This is a genomic window from Nocardia sputi (assembly GCF_023501985.1).
The window spans coordinates 150719-169867 of sequence record NZ_JAMFLC010000008.1; the positions used below are offsets into that span (position 1 = coordinate 150719).

Annotated in this window: 21 protein-coding genes and 1 pseudogene; 9 read left to right on the top strand and 13 right to left on the bottom strand. The window is 68.4% G+C overall.

Annotated features, from left to right (window positions below; genetic code table 11):
• Positions 1 to 23: 23 nt before the first annotated feature.
• From M8859_RS13265 to M8859_RS13300, 8 genes are read right to left on the bottom strand one after another with little or no spacing between them, the layout of a single operon-like run.
• A complete protein-coding gene (locus tag M8859_RS13265; RefSeq protein WP_195069842.1) occupies positions 24 to 389 on the bottom strand; it encodes a DUF5313 family protein in 366 nt (121 codons plus the stop codon).
• Positions 390 to 439: 50 nt separating this feature from the next.
• Complete coding sequence (locus M8859_RS13270; protein WP_321209763.1) at positions 440 to 814, bottom strand: DUF5313 family protein; 375 nt, start codon at positions 812 to 814, stop codon at positions 440 to 442.
• A gap of 39 nt (positions 815 to 853) precedes the next feature.
• Entirely contained in the window at positions 854 to 1306 is a 453-nt protein-coding gene (locus tag M8859_RS13275) for an SRPBCC family protein (protein ID WP_159922345.1), read from the bottom strand.
• 31 nt (positions 1307 to 1337) lie between these two features.
• Entirely contained in the window at positions 1338 to 2291 is a 954-nt protein-coding gene (locus M8859_RS13280) for a CopD family protein (RefSeq protein ID WP_236565358.1), read from the bottom strand.
• 5 nt (positions 2292 to 2296) lie between these two features.
• Entirely contained in the window at positions 2297 to 2836 is a 540-nt protein-coding gene (locus M8859_RS13285; RefSeq protein WP_159922347.1) for a copper resistance CopC family protein, read from the bottom strand.
• Positions 2833 to 3489 carry a YcnI family copper-binding membrane protein gene (locus tag M8859_RS13290; RefSeq protein WP_159922349.1) on the bottom strand — a complete coding sequence of 219 codons (657 nt, stop codon included), beginning with the start codon at positions 3487 to 3489 and terminating at the stop codon, positions 2833 to 2835. The genes M8859_RS13285 and M8859_RS13290 overlap by 4 nt, the downstream gene beginning before the upstream one ends.
• A 39-nt stretch (positions 3490 to 3528) precedes the next feature.
• A complete protein-coding gene (locus tag M8859_RS13295; protein WP_195069840.1) occupies positions 3529 to 4065 on the bottom strand; it encodes a hypothetical protein in 537 nt (178 codons plus the stop codon).
• A 14-nt stretch (positions 4066 to 4079) separates the two neighbouring features.
• Positions 4080 to 4724 (bottom strand): DUF6474 family protein, encoded by a 645-nt coding sequence (locus tag M8859_RS13300; protein WP_159922353.1) that lies wholly within the window; start codon positions 4722 to 4724, stop codon positions 4080 to 4082.
• 245 nt (positions 4725 to 4969) lie between these two features.
• On the opposite strand from M8859_RS13300, the gene M8859_RS13305 reads away from it, so the two are divergent.
• The 3 genes from M8859_RS13305 to M8859_RS13315 all read left to right on the top strand — a co-directional run bounded on the left by M8859_RS13305 (position 4970) and on the right by M8859_RS13315 (position 9605).
• The gene (locus M8859_RS13305) at positions 4970 to 6634 is read left to right on the top strand and encodes a TM0106 family RecB-like putative nuclease (RefSeq protein ID WP_195069955.1); all 1665 of its coding nucleotides are present in this window, start codon (positions 4970 to 4972) and stop codon (positions 6632 to 6634) included.
• A gap of 26 nt (positions 6635 to 6660) precedes the next feature.
• A complete protein-coding gene (htpG, locus tag M8859_RS13310) occupies positions 6661 to 8619 on the top strand; it encodes a molecular chaperone HtpG (protein ID WP_159922355.1) in 1959 nt (652 codons plus the stop codon).
• Between the two features lie 167 nt (positions 8620 to 8786).
• On the top strand, positions 8787 to 9605 hold the full coding sequence (locus M8859_RS13315) for a class I SAM-dependent methyltransferase (RefSeq protein WP_159922357.1): 819 nt from the start codon (positions 8787 to 8789) through the stop codon (positions 9603 to 9605).
• A 63-nt stretch (positions 9606 to 9668) separates the two neighbouring features.
• Here M8859_RS13315 and M8859_RS13320 read toward each other — a convergent pair whose 3' ends face one another.
• A complete protein-coding gene (locus M8859_RS13320) occupies positions 9669 to 10436 on the bottom strand; it encodes an SDR family NAD(P)-dependent oxidoreductase (RefSeq protein WP_159922359.1) in 768 nt (255 codons plus the stop codon).
• A 209-nt stretch (positions 10437 to 10645) separates the two neighbouring features.
• On the opposite strand from M8859_RS13320, the pseudogene M8859_RS36855 reads away from it, so the two are divergent.
• Positions 10646 to 10861: pseudogene (locus M8859_RS36855) on the top strand (helix-turn-helix domain-containing protein); the annotation flags it as partial.
• A gap of 322 nt (positions 10862 to 11183) precedes the next feature.
• Here M8859_RS36855 and M8859_RS13330 read toward each other — a convergent pair.
• From M8859_RS13330 to M8859_RS13340, 3 genes are all read right to left on the bottom strand, one after another.
• Entirely contained in the window at positions 11184 to 11960 is a 777-nt protein-coding gene (locus tag M8859_RS13330) for a TMEM165/GDT1 family protein (protein ID WP_195069839.1), read from the bottom strand.
• Between the two features lie 293 nt (positions 11961 to 12253).
• Positions 12254 to 12781: a peptidase gene (locus M8859_RS13335; protein ID WP_159922363.1), complete on the bottom strand. Its 528-nt coding sequence runs from the start codon at positions 12779 to 12781 to the stop codon at positions 12254 to 12256.
• A 309-nt stretch (positions 12782 to 13090) separates the two neighbouring features.
• Complete coding sequence (locus tag M8859_RS13340) at positions 13091 to 13714, bottom strand: superoxide dismutase (protein ID WP_039794275.1); 624 nt, start codon at positions 13712 to 13714, stop codon at positions 13091 to 13093.
• Positions 13715 to 13905: 191 nt separating this feature from the next.
• Here M8859_RS13340 and msrA point away from each other — a divergent pair, with 191 nt between their 5' ends.
• Positions 13906 to 14586, top strand: a complete 681-nt coding sequence (msrA, locus tag M8859_RS13345) for a peptide-methionine (S)-S-oxide reductase MsrA (RefSeq protein WP_195139603.1) — start codon at positions 13906 to 13908, stop codon at positions 14584 to 14586.
• Between the two features lie 72 nt (positions 14587 to 14658).
• On the opposite strand, the gene M8859_RS13350 is transcribed toward msrA, so the two are convergent.
• Positions 14659 to 15270 (bottom strand): hypothetical protein, encoded by a 612-nt coding sequence (locus tag M8859_RS13350; protein WP_236565346.1) that lies wholly within the window; start codon positions 15268 to 15270, stop codon positions 14659 to 14661.
• Positions 15271 to 15785: 515 nt separating this feature from the next.
• Here M8859_RS13350 and M8859_RS13355 point away from each other — a divergent pair.
• From M8859_RS13355 to M8859_RS13370, 4 genes are all read left to right on the top strand, one after another.
• Positions 15786 to 16157: a rhodanese-like domain-containing protein gene (locus M8859_RS13355; RefSeq protein WP_321209767.1), complete on the top strand. Its 372-nt coding sequence runs from the start codon at positions 15786 to 15788 to the stop codon at positions 16155 to 16157.
• Between the two features lie 20 nt (positions 16158 to 16177).
• Positions 16178 to 17236 (top strand): DUF4328 domain-containing protein, encoded by a 1059-nt coding sequence (locus M8859_RS13360; RefSeq protein WP_236565347.1) that lies wholly within the window; start codon positions 16178 to 16180, stop codon positions 17234 to 17236.
• The gene (locus M8859_RS13365) at positions 17233 to 18000 is read left to right on the top strand and encodes a glycerophosphodiester phosphodiesterase (protein ID WP_159922369.1); all 768 of its coding nucleotides are present in this window, start codon (positions 17233 to 17235) and stop codon (positions 17998 to 18000) included. Before M8859_RS13360 ends, M8859_RS13365 begins: the two co-directional genes overlap by 4 nt.
• Positions 18001 to 18195: 195 nt before the next feature.
• Positions 18196 to 19116 (top strand): DUF5926 family protein, encoded by a 921-nt coding sequence (locus M8859_RS13370; protein ID WP_159922371.1) that lies wholly within the window; start codon positions 18196 to 18198, stop codon positions 19114 to 19116.
• The last annotated feature ends 33 nt before the right edge of the window (positions 19117 to 19149 follow it).

The window sequence follows — 19149 nt, forward strand, 5'->3', positions numbered from 1 at the left end:
CCATATCTCGGCGGTCCGCGGCGCTATCGGTGTCCGTAGCGCAGTTCGTACAGGTCGCGGTCGTGGTCGGTGATCTTGCCGTGGTCGACCAGTTCGGGGTTCAGGCCGTGCTGGACCAAGCGGAAGCGGCGCCAGACGTAGCTGAGCGCGACCGTGAAGACGACCAGCGGAATGATCATCATCACGATCAAGCCGATTTTCAGGGGCAACGGCCCGGGGAACAGCAGCACCAAGGCGAAGAACGGGATGATCGGCCCGAGAAAACGGACGAGATATCGCTCCATGGCCCCGTGTCCGACGAGGTCGTGGATGACCCACTCGTGCAGCTCCTCGGGGAGCTCGCGGCCCAGATCGTAGGCGATCCGTTGCCTTAACGTGGGGGCTTTCATACCTCCAGGCTATGCCCGTGAGATAAGTCACCGCTAGGTCCCGATGCGGCTCAGCCTCGTCCGTGCCTGCGCTCGTAGTCGAGGCGTTCCCGCTCGTCCCGTAGGCGGGCGTCGGCGTCCGCGAGCGCGGGATCGAGACCGTGCTTGATCAACCGGTGACGCCGGTAGACGTACAGCAGCGCCACGGTGAAATAGATCAGCGGGATGTACAGCAGCGCCATCATCGCCAGCCCCATCCACAACGGGCCGGGCAGCAACAGGAACAGCATGAGCACCGGCAGCACCGGAACCAGGAACCGCAGCAGATAACGCCGCGTAGCGCCGGGACCGACCAAATCGTCGCGCACCCAGTCGGACATCGATTCCGGCAGCGTGCGGCCACAGATGTAGCCGATCCGCTGACCGAACGAAGGTTTGGCGCTCACCACTTCAGCATCCCGACCGCGCTGTCACACGCGCAACTCCTACCTTCGGGCGTGAAATGCGGCTATCTGGGTGACCAGGTTGTGCGTGGTGTGCTGGACGGCGATCTTGACGAACGGTTCGATGGTCTTGCCCAGCGCTCGCCCCGCCAAGCCTCCGGGCACCCGGTAGTCCACGATCGCGTCGACCGTGCACAAGCCCTCGCCCTTGTCGTGGAACAGGAACGTGGACTCGACATCGAAGCCCTTGATCGACTTGACGCCGATCGCGTAGTCCTTCTCCCAGCGGACGACCTCGATCCGCGACTTCAGCGAGGCGGGCCCCAATTTCATGTGCCCGTCGAAAGTGGCGCCGAGTCCTTCGGTCTGCGCACCGACCGGGGTGAAGGATTGAATGCCGTGCAAGAAGCGCGACAGGTTCTGGTAATCGTTCACGTATGCGAACGCGGACTCCGCCGAGGCCGCGCAATCCTCGACGATCTTCACTTCGGTCATGCGCAAACACTAACCGGCGTGGCGATTCGGCTCAGGCGGTGACCGCGAGCGTCGCGGCCAGGCCGAAGGCGAGCGCCATCACGACCACCTCGGTGACCGCGCGACGCAACGAGTCCTTCGCGTCCATCCGGTGGCCTGCCGCCCGCGGCACCCAGCTGCGCCGCCACCACCAGCCGAGCGCGAGCAACGCGAGCAACACCGCGGTCTTGGCGAGCAGGATCCGGCCGTAGCCGGTGCCGACGAACGCACCCATCCCACCGACCCGGACCAGTCCGTTGATCAGCCCGGTCACCGCGACGACCGCCACCAAGGGCAGCGCCACCGCCGAATATCTCGGCAGCGCCACCGCCCACTCGCCGCGGGTCCGCACGACCAGTACCAGTGCGATCAGCAGCCCGAACCAAGCGCCCGCCGCCAACGCGTGCACCGCGGCGAGCACCGAGCCGAACGCCTGCTGCGACATGTGTCCGGTGATCGGCCGCAATGCCAGCGCCACCGCGGCGAACACCAGGACCAGGTCGGCGGAGGTGGACTCGGGCCGCCGGAAGGCCAGCGCGGACCCGGCGGCCACCGTCGCCACGCCGACCAGGATGGCGATCCCCACCTGTCCACCGCTGACGTCCACCAGGTAGGTGCCGAAATCCGCGGCGCCGAGTTCGCTCACCGGAACGCCGACCACTTCGGCCGCCTCGAAGATCAGCACGGCGAACTCGGCGACCGCCCAGATCCCGGCCAGGACCGCGAGCAGACGCCACGGTGTCCGCAGGCGCGGCGTCACCCTGGGCAGAGCGGCCAATCCGAGCGCGGTCGAACCGACCCCGTCGGCCACGACCCGGACCACCGCCTCCCCGGGCAGTGGCCCTGGCAGAATGAGCACCCAGGCGAGTGCGACCCCGAGCAGCGCGGCGGGGACGGTTGGTAGCAGTGCGGGCCAAGGCGTGACGCGGGGAGCGCGCCGAGCGCCGCCCCGGCCGCCGATCTTCACCTCGCTCACCGCTTCGCGCCGCGGCTCCTGCCGCCGAACAGCGCGAACGCGAGTCCGCCGCCGAACAGCGCTACCGCGCCGGCGACGAACACCCACAGCGGAATCCCGCCCGAGTCGTCGGAGCTGTCGCCGGCTTTGGCGTTCGGTTTCGGTCCCGGCGCGCCGTTGCCCGGCTTACTGAGCGTGAACTGGCGCTTGCCGCTGACCGGGTGCCCGTCGGCCGAGGTCACGCGGTAGGCGATGGTGTACTCGCCGACCGGACCCAGCTCGCCCAGAGCGACGCTGACCGTGTTGCCCTCGACCACCGGCTCACCCTTGGACCACAGATTGCCGTCCGGCCCGACGACGGTGAGCGACGGGAAGCTGGGTTGCAGTTCCTCGTTGAACATGACGCTGACGCGCGCCGGGCCGCTGTCCACCGTCGCTTTGTCCTCCGGGACGCTTCCGGTGGCAGCGGAGTGCGCGGCGGCGACTCCGGTCGCGGCGACGCCGAAGCCGAGCAGGAACAGGCCCGTCACGAGGGCGCTGAGCAGGCGGCGGGTCATGCGCGCCGCCCGCGGATCACGTTCCCGAGGCCGAGCGCGACGCCGAGCAGGCCGAGCGCGAGGCCGATGCCGCCGAGCCAGCGGGCCGTGTCGTCGCTGTGGTCGACGTCGTCGTCGGCGGCTTCGCTGCTCACCTTGTGCCCGTCCGCGTCGTGTTCTTCACCGGCGGTGAGGGTCATCGACGGGGCGGGACGCTCGGGTTCCTCGCCGTCCTTGTCGACCGGCTGGTCCCACTTGACCACCTTGCCGTCGGAATAGGTCTGCTGGGCGGGGAAGCTGACCGAATCCAGTTCGGGCAGCGGACCGAGGGACACCGCGAAACGCTGGAACTGACCGGGCGGAATGCCCGGGGCGCCCGGGTCGGCGGTCCAGGTGATCGCGGTGACCTCTTTCTTGTCGTTGCGTTCGACCTTGGCCGACCATCCGGGAATCGGTTCGGTGCGAGCGGATTTCAGGTTGGGCAGGGTGACGGTGAGCGCCGTGGTGCTCGCGGTGTCCGATTCGGTGGGGACCCGGAAGGTGGCGACGGTGTATCCGCCTCGGGCCGCGCCGGGGGCGTCCACCGTGACGTGTGCCGCGGCGGTGCCGCCTGCGAGCAGAACGAGAGCCGCGGTGGCCGTCGTCGCGACGGCGCGCGAAATCGAGCTGTGCATGCTGAAGCCTTCTGTGCGAAAGGAATGGATGTCGGAGGATCAGCCCGACACCGGCGGGGCGCGGGGGCCGAGCGCACCGTGGGGAGCACAGCGATATGGCGGAAGGCCGGGATCCGGCCGGTGCGGCACGATGGTGATCCGCGCCCGCCGCGGCGGTGCGAGGATCGCGCGCAAGGCACCGGAGGCGGCGGTGTAGAGCCGCTCGGCAAGCACGATCAACGCCGCGCAACCGACCGTCGCGACGGTATGCGCGAGCAGCATTCCTCCGGTCGGCAGCGGCGGATGCGTCGCCGCGGTGGCGCCTGCAGGGTGGGCATGGTCGAGGAGTACCGACAACGCGGCATGACTGAACAGCTGACCGGCGCCGAGCAGTCCGGCGACGACGGACGGCCGCGAGCGTCCTCGCACGGCTCCCGCCGCGGCCCCCACGGCGGCGGCGATCGACAACAGCAGTGTCAGCTCGGTGGAGCCCGGCGCACCTCCACCCGCGGCCCCGTGTGCCGCGACGGCGAGCACTCCGACGAGCACGCCGATCAGACCACCGCGCAGGTGGCCGGTGATCGGGTGCGGGGACATCGGTACGAGGAAGGTCAGCGCACGCCGAGCCGGGCCAGGATGTCGGACTCGATCCCGGACAGCTCGTGGGAGATCGACGCGTGCACCGACCGGCGACGGTTGGCGGGCATCTGGTCGGAGGTGTGCACGGCGGCGGTCAGGCTGCCGAGGCGGTCCTTGGTGGCGGCGACGAACTTCTGCGTCTCGCCTTTGTCCTTGCCGTTCTGCCCGCTGATCTTCTCCAGCGCCGCTTCGGCATTCGTGATGCGCGCCTGGAGCTTGGCGCCGTGCCCGGAGAAGTCACCGAGCTGGTCGATCCCGACGCCGAGCTGCTGGGCGCGGCGGGTGTCGAGCTGCCCGCGCAGGAGGGTGGCGCCGCGATAGGCGAGCGGGGCGAGCACCGGGATGAGCACGCGCGCCACGCCGAGGTACTTTTTCACCTGGCCAGCGCTGAACGGATCGCGTTCGGCCTTCGCCGCCAGCTTCAGCGCGGCTTTCTCCTCCGCCTGGAATGCCGCGATCTGCGCTTTGGCGACCTTGCGCTGGGTGCGGGCCTCCGCGCGGCGAGCCTTGCGGTCGTTCTTCGCGGCCAGCTTGGCCTCGATCGCGGCCTTGTGCTTGAGGGCTTTCGCCTCGGCCCTGCGGCTCGGCCGCCGCTTGCGCTTCGTGAACAACCCCATCGAAGGCCCTCCGTCATGCTGGTTCGCCATGGCAGTACGACGCCGGGGAAGCCCGTCCGCCCATGTCACACGCTTTGCCGTTACCCTATCGGGTCCATGGTGGCAGCTGCGAGGGTAGTGCGGCCCGCAGGCGCTGGAATTCAACACTGTCGGGGGTAGGGACCATACTGCATAGCGTGGATTCGGACATCGGTGACCGGGATGGTCGCAAGCGCAACGGAACGGCCGTCGATCGGGCCACCGACGTGCCGACCGCCTTCATCGATGCCAGGGCGTTGATCGGTTGCCGCCACCGCCTGCGTCTGGACGCCACGCACCCCGAAGCGCTGGTGGGCATCGCCGAGGACGCGGGCGTGCGCCAGCGCCGGGATGCCGCCGCAGCGCACCGCAGCCGGGTGCGCGACGCGCTGGTCGGCGCGGACCCGGACGCCTGGGTGGTGATCGATCCGGGGCTGCGCGCCGCCGAGCGTGCCGCGGCGACGATGCGCGCCTGCGAAGACGGCGCGCGACACATCTGGGGCGGACTACTACCGCAGGAGCCCGACACCGGTAGGCGCGGGGGCGCGGAGATCCTGCTGTGCGACGCCGAGCGCGGCGGATACATCCCGATCATCGTGGTGAACCACAAGGTGACCGACCCGCGCCAACCCGAGCCCGCCGACTTCCACCCCACCACCTCCGACCCCTATCACTGGAATCCGCAGCCGGATCCGCACCGCAAACTGCGTCAGCAGCCCCGCGACCAGCAGCGGCTCGCTCATTTGCACCGGATGCTGCAACGTCACGGTCTGGCCAGCCCCGCGCTGGTCGGCGGCGTGATCGGCTTCGACTTCGACCGCATCCTGGTGCACGATCTGGCTCCGTTGCTGGCCGACTACGACCGCCGCTACGCCGACCGGATCGCGGTGGTGCGCGGCGAGCTGCCGACCGTTCCGTCGAAGGTGCCCGAGTGCAGGCAGTGCCCGTGGTGGACGCGGGGGATCGAGGGTCCCGGCTGCGAGGGTTGGCTGATCGAACATCGCGACGTCAGCCTGGTGGCGCCCGGCTCGCGCGCCGAGGTGCTGCGCAGGCACGACGTCGAGACCATCGACGAACTCGCCGCCTGGGTGGGCGATGATCCCGAGGACTGGCAACACGGCCCGTTCGACGAGGCCGTGGTGACGGCGCGAGCGTGGATCGCTGGGGCGCCGTTGGTGCGGCGGGTCGAGCGGGTGCGGGTGCGACGGGCGGACGTGGAGGTCGACGTCGACCTGGAGAGCTTCCAGGAGTACGGCGCGTACCTGTGGGGAACGCTGCTGAACGGCGTGTACCGCCCCTTCGTCACCTGGGACCCGTTGCCCACGGAGGACGAGGGCCGCTCCTTCGGCGAGTTCTGGACTTGGCTGATGAGGGTGCGCGCCGAGGCGGCCGCGGCGGGTAAAACGTTTGCCGCGTATTGCTATTCGCGTACCGCCGAGGACAAGTGGCTGTACGAGTCGGCACGCCGGTTCGCGAGCCGCCCCGGTGTGCCGACGGTGGAGCAGGTGCGCGCGTTCGTCGACGGGCCGCAGTGGGTGGACATGTTCCAGGCCGTCTCCGACCAGTTCATCTGCCCGAATGGCAAGGGGCTGAAGAAGATCGCTCCGGTCGCCGGGTTCTCGTGGCGCGATCCCGAGGCGGGCGGCGAGGCATCGATGAGCTGGTACCGACTCGCGGTCGGTTACGACGGCGCCACGCCCGACCAGACCCAGCGCACCCGATTGCTGGAGTACAACGAGGACGACGTCCGCGCCACCCAGGTGCTGCGCGAATGGATGACCACCCGCGCCGACGAAGAGGTCCCCGGTCTCGCCGATTTCCGGCAGGTTCCCCTGTTGCGGCCGCACGCGGCCGTTCCGGGTGGCGCCGTGGTGCCTCCTTTGGCCACGTAGTTCGGGCGCGGCGGTACGATCGCGACGTGACAGAGCACGTCGAACAACTCGAGTTCCAGGCAGAGACCCATCAGCTGCTCGAGCTGATGATCCATTCCGTCTACTCCAACAAGGACACCTTCCTGCGGGAGCTGATCTCGAATTCCTCCGACGCGCTGGACAAGCTGCGGCTGGAGTCCTTTCGGGACAAGGATCTGCACGTCGACACCTCCGACCTGCACATCGAGCTGGAGGTCGACAAGGACAACCGGATCCTGACCGTCCGGGACAACGGCATCGGCATGTCGCGCGCCGAGGTCGTCGACCTGATCGGCACCCTCGCCAAGTCCGGTACCGCGGAACTGCGCAAGAAGCTGAACGAGGCCAAGTCCGAGGCCGCGGCCGAGGAGCTGATCGGCCAGTTCGGCATCGGTTTCTACTCGACTTTCATGGTCGCCGACAAGGTCTCCCTGACCACCCGCCGGGCGGGGGAGACCACCGGCACCCGATGGGAATCGAGCGCGGGCAGTTCCACCTACACGATCGAAGAACTCGACGAGGTGCCGCAGGGCACCTCGGTCGCGCTCCACCTCAAGCCGGTGGACGAGGAGGATCACCTCTTCGACTACACCCTGGAGTGGAAGCTGCGCGAGATCGTCAAGAAGTACTCCGACTTCATCGCCTGGCCGATCCGCATGCAGGTCGAGCGGACCGTCACCGAAGGCGAGGGGGAGGACGCCAAGGAGACGACCATCCTCGAGGACCAGACGCTCAACTCGATGAAGGCGCTGTGGACGCGTCCCAAGAGCGAGGTCTCCGACGAGGAGTACAAGGAGTTCTACAAGCACGTCAGCCACGGCTGGGACGATCCGCTGGAGATCATCCCGTTGAAGGCCGAGGGCACCTTCGAGTACCAAGCGCTGCTGTTCATCCCCTCGCACGCGCCCTTCGACCTGTTCACCCGTGAGCACAAGCGCGGTGTCCAGCTCTACGTGAAGCGGGTGTTCATCATGGACAACTGCGAAGAGCTGATGCCGGAGTACTTGCGCTTCGTCAAAGGCGTGGTGGACGCGCAAGACCTGTCGCTCAATGTCTCGCGGGAGATCCTGCAGCAGGACCGGCAGATCCAGATGATCCGCAAGCGGTTGGTGAAGAAGGTGCTGTCCACCGTCAAGGATCTGCAGGGCGCGGAGGACCAGACGAGCTACCAGACGTTCTGGAAGGAGTTCGGCCGCGTCCTGAAGGAGGGTCTGCTCTCGGACTTCGACAACCGCGAGACCATCCTGCAGGTCTCCTCGTTCGCCTCGACGAACTCCGAGACGGAGTTGACCACGCTCGCCCAGTACGTGGAGCGGATGCCCGAGGGGCAGGACACGATCTTCTACATGACCGGCGAGACCCGTCAGCAGGTCGAGAGCTCCCCGCATCTGGAGGCGTTCAAGGCGAAGGGCCGCGAGGTGCTCATCCTGACCGACCCGGTCGACGAGATGTGGGTCGGCTCGGTGCCGGAGTTCGACGGGAAGGCGTTCCAGTCCATCGCCAAGGGCGAGGTCGATTTGGAGACCGAGGAGGAGAAGAAGGCCTCCGAGGCGCTGCGTGAGCAGCAGGACAAGGAATTCGCCGACGTGCTGGCGTGGCTGGGCAAGACGCTGGAACACAGCGTCAAGGAGGTGCGGCTGACCAACCGGCTCACCACCTCCCCGGCGTGCCTGGTCGGTGACGTGTTCGACTTCACGCCGATGCTGGAGCGGATGTACCGGGCCTCGGGTCAGGCGCTGCCGGAGAGCAAGCGGATTCTGGAGCTCAACCCGACGCACGCGCTGGTCACCGGCCTGCGCGACGCGTACGCGGCCAAGAAGGAGGAGGCCGAAGCGGGCACGGCGACCGAACTGTCGGAGACCGCCGAGCTGCTGTTCGGCACGGCGGTGCTCGCCGAGGGCGGCGAGCTGAAGGATCCGGCGCACTTCGCGCACATCCTCACCGATCGGCTCACGCGCACGCTGTGAACCGTTCGCGGCCGGAGGACCACGCCGAGGTCCTCCGGCCGCGCGCCGGGTCATGTTTCGGCCATTTTCCGGTTACGGTGACCGTCGAGGTGGCATATTCGCAGGACTGGGGAGTTCGCCCCCGGGTGGCGCGGTTAGATGTGGATGCCTGAAAGGATTCTCACGACATGTCCGCAAACCCGCTCGCCGTCGCGGAGCCATGGGATCTCGTCGCCGACGGATATGCCGAATTCGCGCCCGCGATCATGGGACCTTTCTCGGCGCGTGCGCTCGAGTTCGCCTCGCTCACACCCGAGTCGCGGATCGTGGACGTGGCGGCGGGACCGGGCACGCTGAGCCTGCTGGCCGCTCCTCATGTGGCGCACGTCGAGGCCATCGACTTCTCCGAGTCGATGATCGCGCGCTTGGCGCAGGACGCCGCCGCCGCCGGGCTGGCGAATATCCGTGCGCGAGTCGGTGACGGACAGGATCTGCCGTACGAATCCGATCAATTCGACGCGGGCTTCTCCCTGTTCGGACTGATGTTCTTTCCCGAGCGCGCGCGAGGCTTCGCCGAGTTGTTCCGCGTGTTGCGTCCCGGCGGCACGGCGGTGGTGTCGAGCTGGGCGCCGATCGCGGACTCGCCGCTGATGCGGATGATGTTCGGCGCTTTGACCGCGGCCGATCCGAATATCCAGGAGCCGCAACCGAACTTCCTGAGCCTGGAGAATCCCGAGCTCTTCGAATCCGAGATGCGCGGCGCGGGTTTCGAAGCCGTGTCCATCCAGCGGCATTCGATCGCGCTCACCTTCGACAGCCCCGAGGAGATGTGGGAGACCATGGTGCGCAGCAGCGCCCCGTTGGAGCTCATGCGCCACAGCGTGAGCGCGGAGGTCTGGGCTCGGCGCGCCGCGGTGATGAAAGCGTTTCTCGCCGAGAAATACCGACCGAACTATCCGTTGTCCACCACGGCGTATCTCGGTATCGGACACAAGCCGCAGGGGTGAAAGACAGCGGCGCGCGGTCCTTCCGGGGGAAGGACCGCGCGCCCGCGGGATGGTGGCGTGCGATTACCGCGGAGCCATGCGCAGCGCGCCGTCCATGCGGATGGTCTCGCCGTTCAGGTAGTCGTGCTCGACGATGTACTGCGACAGCTGCGCGTACTCGTCCGGGCGGCCCAGGCGGGACGGGAAGGGCACGCCCGCCTCGAGGCCCTTGCGGTACTCCTCGGTGACGCCGGCCAGCATCGGGGTGTCGATGATGCCGGGGGCGATGGTGTTCACCCGGATGCCGAACTGGGCCAGGTCACGCGCGGCCGGAACGGTCATGCCGTGCACGCCGCCCTTGGAGGCCGAGTAGGCGATCTGACCGATCTGGCCTTCGAACGCGGCGACCGAGGCGGTGTTGATGATGACGCCACGCTGGCCGTACTCGTCCACGGCGTCGGTCTTGGCGATCGCGTCGGCGGCCAGCCGCATGACGTTGAAGGTGCCGAGCAGGTTCACCGTGATGACCGTGCGGAACAGCTCCAGGTCGTGCGGGCCGTTCTTGGACAGGATGCGGCCGGCCCAGCCGACACCGGCGCAGTTGACCACGATGCGCAGCGGCGAGCCGGACTCGACGACCTGCGCAACAGCGGCGCTGACCTCGTCGTTGCTGGTGACATCGGCGGGAATGAGGGTGACCCCGGCGGGGACGTTGTCGCCGGCGCGCTCGATCGACTGCGGTACGTCGAGTCCGAAGACGGTGGCGCCGAGATCGGCGAAACGCTTGGCGGTGGCGGCGCCGAGGCCCGATGCGCCTCCGGTGACAATGGCGGCGGAACCCGAAATCTCCACGATGGTCCTCTCGTTCGTGACAGCCAGTTGGCCTTTCGTCAATTGCACCCTAACCGGTGCTCGGCGCGCGGCCCTGCACGGCTCCCTCGCCCGCTGCCACGGCGCGTGAACCCGTGTCGCCGACGCGCACCCCTGTCCCGTGAACCGGCCGAACCGACCGCGCAGAATGGAGCAGCCCAGTCAGCTCGACCGGATAGCGGAGTCACCGTATGACCGAATCGGCCCTCAGCGCACGCCTACCCCGGGGCAGGCACGGCCTACCCCGAGAGCAGGTGATCGCCTCGCAGCGCGAGCGGATCCTCGTCGCGACGGCGGAGGCCATGGCCGAGAACGGGTACATCGGAACGTCGGTCGCGGCGATCCTCAAGCGGGCGGGCGTGTCGAGGGAGACCTTCTACGAGCAGTTCCGTTCCAAAGAGGACTGCTTCGAGGCAGCTTACGAGCGCGCTGTGCAGCTACTGCTCGACCGGATCGCCGAAGCCACCGATACCGAAGAGAGTCCGGCCGACGTGGACGCCATGGCTCGAATGGATCGGATCTTCCGCGCCTATCTGCAATATCTGGTGGACGACCCGGCCAGCGCGCGGCTGTTCTTGGTCGAGGTCTTCGCGGTGGGGTCCGCGGCCATCGCGCGCCGGGCCCAGCTGCAGGAGCGGTTCGTGGAGCTGATCGCCGCCGTGCTCGACGCGCGGACCGAGCAGCAGCGTTTCGCCTGTCAGGCCTTGGCGGCCGCGATCGGCTCGATGGTCACCGCTCGGATCGCGGCAGGAGACTCCGACGGTCTGCTCGCGCTGCGAGAACCACTGCTGGATCTGCTGCGCCGGGGTGGCGGACTGTATGGAGCTGCGCTGTGCTCGTGCGGCGAGCCATCCGCGTGAGCAGCAGCGCCGCACCGGCCAGCGTGGGAGCGAGCGCGGCGAGCCCGGCGACGGCGGCGCCGCCGAGGGCCGGTGCGCTCGCGCCGAGCAGGGTCGCCGCACCGAAGTAGAGGAACAGCAGTCCAGAGCCGATGCCGATCGCGTGCTCCGGCAGGTGCTTGCCGACCAGGATGCCTGCCGCGATGGCGAGCGCGTCGGCGGCGACCATGCCGATGGTCGAGCCCAGCCAGACGCCCACCCAGTCGTAGTCGGTGGCAAGCGCGGCGGTCGCGAACATGGTCCGGTCGCCCAGTTCGGCGAGCAGGAACGCCGACAGCACCACGAGGAACGGCGCGCCGGCGGCCCTCGGCGTCTTGGGCGCGGGATCGTCATCGCCGGGGCCGAAGTGCTCGCGCAGGGTCCACAGGCCGACGGCCAGGAAGGTGATCGCGGCGATCAGCGAGATCGCCCTGGTGGGCAGGGCCGAACCGAGGAAATGGCCGACGCCGACCGAGATCAGGTGTACTGCGGCCGAGGCCGTCGCGATGCCGCCGAGCACCACCCACCAGCGATAGCGCAGCGCGAACGTCAGCGCCATCAATTGGGACTTGTCGCCCAGCTCGGCGAGAAAGACGATGCCGATACTCAGCAAGACGGTGGCGATCATGTGTGGCGGCTCCCAGGTCTCCGGCCTGCCGGTCGGAGATATGGATGGCCTCCGGCCGACAACGAAAGGTTGTCCAGGCCGAAGGTCTCGCCCACCGACGGAAGCCGGTTCACACAGCCGGACCCGGCCCATGGCAGGGCGGCGGGTCAGTATGTCGACTGTGCGATTGGGGGCTACTCCCCTTCGCTGCTCCCGACTCTACCCGGCGGGCGCAGCTCTTGCCAACCCGTTGTAATCGAAATCGCAATGCGCACAATAAGTTTGGCGATCCACGTGGCAAGTTTCGGTTACCCTCACGCGGCCAGCAGCATAGCCAGAACCGCGGTGTCGGGATCGCTGATCGGGTCGAGTCCGACCCGGCTGACCAGGGAGGTGACCGTTCCGTCCGACTCCGCCTCGACCCAGGCGGCCCGGTGCTCCAGCCCCAGATGGGGCACGCCGGGCAGCAGGACGCAGCCGGATGCCGCGCCGGCGCATTCGGGCAGCGACGGCCGGGTTTCGGAAGGAGGATGCAGCACCAGCAACGCCGGTGGCACATGCTCGGCGAACCGGCCCGGCTCCAGCGCTTCCTCACCCACGACGGGACCTTCGGCCAGCACCAGGCCGACGGTGCCCGGAGCGGGGTCGTCGGGCAGGTCCTCACGGACGCCGAACACCGTGGAGGTCGTGAGCAGCCCCGGCAGCGTGGCCACACGCACCGCGAGCACGAGTACTTGCGCCCACTCCTTGGTGGTGTCCGGCCAGCGTCCGGAGATCACGAAGCCTCGCAGGGATCCGCGCGCGTGGAACGGCGTGATGCCGATCGGTTCGTTCGTGCGCATTTCTGCCTCCCGTCGTCTCACCGGGGGCGACCTTGCCCGTCCATTTGGTCTGGATTCCCGAATATGAACCACGAGTCACCTGGCACACAAGTACCAAAGAGTGCCAATCGGACACTCGGAGGCCGTGGGGGCAGCAATCGCGCTGCGTACCCGGCGGATCGGGCTCGACCTCGTCGGCTTCCGATTCGTGGTGGGTGGACGGATGTTGCGGGCAAAGCGCCCGCGCAGCCGGGAAACAGAACGGGTCCGCGAACCCGGCCGCGCGTGGCGCGACGGATTCGCGGACCCGTTCCGGTGTGTCGAGCGGGCTCAGCCGAAGATGAGACCCTTGGCCTGCGAAGTGGCCTTGGCGAAGCGCTCCTGCACGTCGGCCCAGTTGACGACGTTCCAGAACGCGGTGACGTAGTCCGCCTTCACGTTCTTGTACTGCAGGTAGAAGGCGTGCTCCCACATGTCGACCTGCAGCAGCGGGATGATGCCGAGCGGAACGTTGGCCTGCTGGTCGTAGAGCTGGAAGGTCAGCAGCTTCTGGCCGAGGGTGTCGAAGCCGAGCACCGCCCAGCCGGAGCCCTGCAGACCGTTGGCCGCCGCGGTGAACTGCGCGCGGAACTTGTCGAACGAACCGAACTGGTCGTCGATCGCCGCGGCCAGTTCGCCGACCGGCTTGTCACCGCCGTTGGGGGAGAGGTTCTTCCACCAGATCGAGTGGTTGACGTGCCCACCCAGGTGGAACGCGAGGTTCTTCTCGTGCAGGAAGATGGCGCTGTGATCGCCCGACTCGCGAGCGGCTTCCAGCTTCTCCAGTGCGGTGTTCGCACCGGCGACGTAAGCGGCGTGGTGCTTGGAATGATGAAGCTCGTTGATCTGCCCGGAGATGTGGGGCTCCAGGGCGCTGTAGTCGTAATCCAGATCTGGCAGCGTGTACTCAGCCACGATGTCCCTTCCTATGTCGGGCTGGTTGTGCCCGTTGTTCCGTGCACAGCCAACCATCATTCGTACACCCGGTCGATTCCAACCTGGGCCGACGTTCGCACATTCCGGTGACGCCGCTCACACCCGGCGGGTCGGGCGTCGTCACATCACGCACAACGGCACCACAGGAAACGCACGCGTAGCATCGAACCATGTCGTGGTACGACGAACTAGTGGGGCGTCTGAGCCTCCCCGAACCCGCCATGGTCACTCCCGAACAAGCCTTGCCCGGCCGGGCGGAACCGCTCGACGTGCCGGATACCCATTACGTCAACGGCCACCCGATCCGTCCGCCGTTTCCCGATGGGCTGCAACTGGCGGTCGTCGCGATGGGCTGTTTCTGGGGCGCCGAGAAGAGTTTCTGGGAACTCGACGGCGTCTACACCACAGCAGTCGGTTACGTCGGCGGGTACACGCCGAATCCCACCTACGAAGAGGTGTGCAGCGGGCGGACCGGTCACACGGAAGCGGTGCTCGTCGTATTCGATCCGGCGGTGATCGATTACGCGGGCATCCTCAAGCACTTCTGGGAGAACCACGATCCCACCCAGGGGATGCGCCAAGGCAACGACCGTGGCACCCAGTACCGGTCGGCCGTCTTCACCTTCGGGACCGAGCAGGCCGACCTCGTCCGCTCGACGGCGGAGGTATACGGCAAGCGTCTGGCCGCGGCGGGATACGGCCGGATCACCACGGAGGTCGCACCGCTGCCCGGACTGGCGGCCTTCTACTACGCAGAGGGCTATCACCAGCAGTACCTGGCGAAGAATCCCGGCGGATACTGCCCGGTGCACGCGACCGGCGTGAGCTGCCCTGTGGGCTTGGAAGCCTGATCGCCCGACAAGGGAGAACCGCGCATTCGAGCGCGGATGCGCGGTCCCCGCGACGAGTAGCAACCGGGCCGATTACAGCGGCGGAGCGATGCCTGGACGAGTCGCACGTGGATCGCCCGCGTCGTGCGCCTGCCACCATCGCGCACCGCCCGCGATGAAGTCTTTCAGTGGGATCTGCTTGCCTCGCGCGTCGTACACGACGATGTCGTCGAACCACACCCGGACATCCAGCTCGCGCGGATCGATACCCTCCTCCTGCGAGAACTCCAGAACGTGCGCGGATTCGTGATCATCGATCCGGGTGTCGAAGCTGAGCAGCTCGCTCCACAGCGCCCAGCCGCTGTCATCGATATCGATGAACTCCCAGCCGTGCAGCCGCCCGCCGCCGAAGCTGCGGATGGCCTGGTCCAAGCCGTCCAGGCGCAGCGGCAGCACCCTGGGTGCCAGGTCATCCCAGTGCTGGGTCCGCAGTGAAGCGGCGACCCGGCTCACGCCGGTCAGTGTCACCTGCACCCGGTAGTCGTCGGCCGCTGTCCCCTGCTCCGGGAGAGTCAGTACTTCCAGGTCGAGCCGCAGTTCGTTGGCAGCCTCGTCGACGGCGAGACCGAGGCACGCGGCCTCGGACAACGCGACGTTCAGCCCTGCGGTGTCCATTCCGTGGCGAAGCCCCCTGCTCACGTTCATGCGCCCCAGGCTAGGCGATCGCCGTCGCCGAGGACGGGTTATTTCCGCGGCGATCCGGATTTCATGGAACCGAATGCGCCCCCGCCCCGTCCAAGTAGATATCGGAGCCTCCTCGGCCGCAGGTTCCGAGGTCGGCGACGAATGGCCGCTCCGGGATGGACATGGAGGGGAGTCCCGGATCGGTCATTCGCATCGCGCGTTAGGGAGTGAATCGGGTCACCCGTCAGGTAAAGGGTCCAGTTACGGACCGAAAGCCCGAAAACGGCTCGAAATAGTAGCTACTCGGTTGCCTGGGCGCCTGACCATTGCGGCGGAGTGTCCTCGACGGCCGCGCCTTGTGGATCAAACTGTGGATTATGTGGATAACTTCGACGGAGTTATGCACAGGTCGCATCGAGCGGGCGCGCGGTCGAGTTCCGGAGAGGAGAACATACCTGAAGTCGAAGGTCGCTGTCGAGGGCGTCCCCGGGCATGGAACTGCACGGCGGTCCGCCGCCCATGGCAGGATCGAAACTGTGACGAGCCCCCACGTTCCGTCGGTCACGGTGGAGGACCTGCCTGCCGTATTCGACAGCAGCGCGCCCGCGTCGGCCGACCAGCCGCGACCGGTCCTGCTCGACGTCCGTGAGGACGACGAGTGGCAGCTGGGGCACGCTCCGGGTGCGATGCATATCCCGATGGTCGACGTGCCCGCCCGGATCGATGAGCTGGAGTACGACGCGGATCTCTACGTCGTCTGCAGGCAGGGCGGCCGATCCCTGCAGGTGGTCGAATACCTCACGCACATCGGGTATCAGGCCATCCAGGTCCGAGGCGGCATGGTGGCGTGGCAGCAGGCAGGCCGCCCGCTGGTCGCGGAGGGCGGCCACGAGGCGAAGATCTACTGACGAGAGAACGAGGTGCGCGGGTGAGTACGGTGGTGCAACCTTGTGCGCGTTGCGGTGCGCGCTGGGCCGTGCAAGGGGCGCCGATGCACTGGTGCCCGCGTTGCCGCGGCGTGCTCCTTTCGCCCGCGCCGATCGACGCGCCCGCCGCCCGCCGCAACTACCGCTGGGTGGCGCGCAAACCCGACCACCGCGGCCGCCGAGCGCAACCGCCCGCCCCGACGATCACGCAGAGCCGGACGCCCCGGTACACGCAGATCCCGCGCTGGGGTCTGATCGATCCGCCCCCGCAAGCCAAGGGCGCGGTACGCCGTCCGCTCGGCAAACTGACCGACTCGGTGACCGGACTGCTCCTCGCGACAGTGTGCGTGTTCGCACTCGCGGCTGTCGCAGAACTGGTGCGCTACGCGGTCTTGTTGCACAACCGGACGCGCCTGATCCACCCCGCCGCGCTCTTCGCCTCGGACGCGTTCGTGATCGGCACCGCGGTGCTCGGGATCGTGCTCGCGCTGCTGGCTGCGTTGGCCACGGTCGGAAGGTTGATCGAGATCAGGCGGTCGGCCTACGCCGCCGCCGGGCGGCGCGACCCGCGTTCGCCGCGAGCGCTCGCGGCCGGGTGCCTGGTCCCGGTGGTGAACCTGGTGTGGCCGGGAATCTTCCTGAGCGAAGTGGCCGCGCTCCAAGGCGACCCCCGTGCGCGCGGTGCTATCCGGATCTGGTGGGCCGCCTGGGCGTTCAGCGGCCTCCTCGCGGCCGCCGCGCTGCTGTGGCGTTCCGCGGATTCGTTGCAGGCCAAGGCCGACGGCGTGCTGTTCACCGCCTTCACCGACGCGGTCGCCGCGGCGGTCGCGCTCCTGACCCTCTGGGTGCTGCGCACGATCGAGGGACGTGACCTGCTCGGTCGTACCCGGTCCACGCGCCGCTGGTTGATCGCGGTCGATCCGGCCGTGCCGGTGATCGAGCCGGTGCATCCCGGCGGACGGGAAACCGCGGCCGAACCGGCGCGCGCCGAGCTGGACGCCGCGACGCACGAGGACAACGGTGCTGAGGACCGTGAGCAGAAGGAGGTCATGGCCAAGTGAGCCACGGCAGTCGCGCGCCATTCGTCGTCGCGCATCGAGGCGCCTCGGCGGCGCGTCCCGAGCACACGCTCGCCGCCTACGAGCTGGCGCTCCAGGAAGGCGCCGACGGCGTCGAATGCGATGTCCGGCTGACCAGGGACGGGCATCTGGTGTGCGTGCACGATCGCACCGTCGACCGGACCTCCTCGGGCAGCGGGCTGGTCAGCGAGATGACGCTGGAGGAACTGCGGGCCCTCGACTTCGGCTCCGACGGCGCGCCCGCCTCGGTGCTGACCCTCAGCGAGTTGATCGGCCTGGTGCTGGACTGGCGCAGCAGGCCGACCAAACTGTTCATCGAGACCAAGCACCCGGTCCGATACGGCGCGCTGGTCGAGAACAAACTGCTCGCCGAGCTCCAGCGGTTCGGCATCGCCACCCCCGCCTCGGCCGACCATTCCCGCGCGGTCGTGATGTCGTTCGCCGCCACGGCGGTTTGGCGCATTCGCCGCGCCGCGCCGCTGCTGCCCACCGTTCTGCTCGGTGAGTCGTCGCGCTACCTGGGCGGGTCGGCCGCCACCACTGTCGGCGCGACCGCCGTCGGCCCCTCGGTGAAGACCTTGCGTGAGCACCCCGAGTTGGTCGACAAGGCCGCCGCCGCGGGCCGTGCCACCTACTGCTGGACCGTCGATGATCCGCACGACGTCCAACTGTGCGCCGACCTCGGTGTCAGCTGGATCGCCACCAACCATCCCGGCCGTACCAAGTCGCTGCTCCCCGCTGCCTGAACCGGATCCGGGTGACTCTCTGTCGAGGCTTACCCGCAGTCGACCACCACCGCACGCGATAACAGCTGCCCCGAGTGCCCGCCGCGTCCGCGCTGAAGTCGCCGACGGCGGTCGATTCCACGCGAGCCATAAAGGCCGCGAACACCCAGCGCCACAGGCGCTGGAGGAACGAACACAGGTGTAGGTTGACCCCTCGTGGGTAAAAGCAAGCGCAACAGTCCTAAGCCCGGCGGAAACCGGGCGCAGCGTCTCGCCGAGCGGCGAGCGGCGCAGGAGCAGGCGGCGCAGGCCGTCACGCGTCCGTTCGAGGGCTTGGCCGCGGAGTGCGATCTGGTCGCGCTGCGCGAATTCGTTCCGTCGGCCACCGCGCAGCTGACGCTGTCGCCCGCGATCGCGGCCGAGCGCCCGGTCGTGCTCGGCACGGTGCTGCCCGGCGCGGTGGCCGCGCTGGTGCGCGCCGGTGACGAGCCCAGCGGCTACGTCGGCGCGCAGGTGCAGTTCCAGGGCGCGGACCCGGCCGCCGACCTGGCCGCGGCGATCCTGTGGACCCAGTCCGCCGAGCCCGGTGATTCGCTGACCTCCGTGGAGAGCGTCGCGGGCGGTCCGCGGCTGGCCGATGTCATCGATCCCGCGGCGAGCCTGGAGCTGACCGTCCACCAGGACTTCGACTGGTGGGTGCCCGCGGGCGTCGAGCCCGACCCGCAGGTCGCCGCCACCATCGAGCAGGCCAAGCAGGCGATCATGCCTTCGGCGCGGCTCGGGCTGGACGCGGACGCGATCGGCGCCGCCTGGTGGGTGGACGCGGGGGAGAAGGCGCATATCCGCTGGGTGCGCCCCGAGGACGAGGACGCGCTCATGCTGGCGCTCGCTCGCGTGCACGCCGCGGGCGGTCTGCATCTGGGTGAGGGTTCCCGCTTCGCCGGGTCGTTCCGCACGCACGGCGTGCTGGTCCCGGTGTTCGACCTGGACCACGAGCGGCACCCCGACGAATGGGTGAAACCCGCGGCCGAATTCGGTGCGCGCCTGTCCGAGGCGCTGGCCGTCGACGCGCCGTTGACGGCCGAGGAGCGGCGCTCCCGCGACGGCTTGCGGTCGCGTCAGGTCACTTTGCGCTGAGTCGCGATCCCCGGCATTACGTGAGAAACTTCT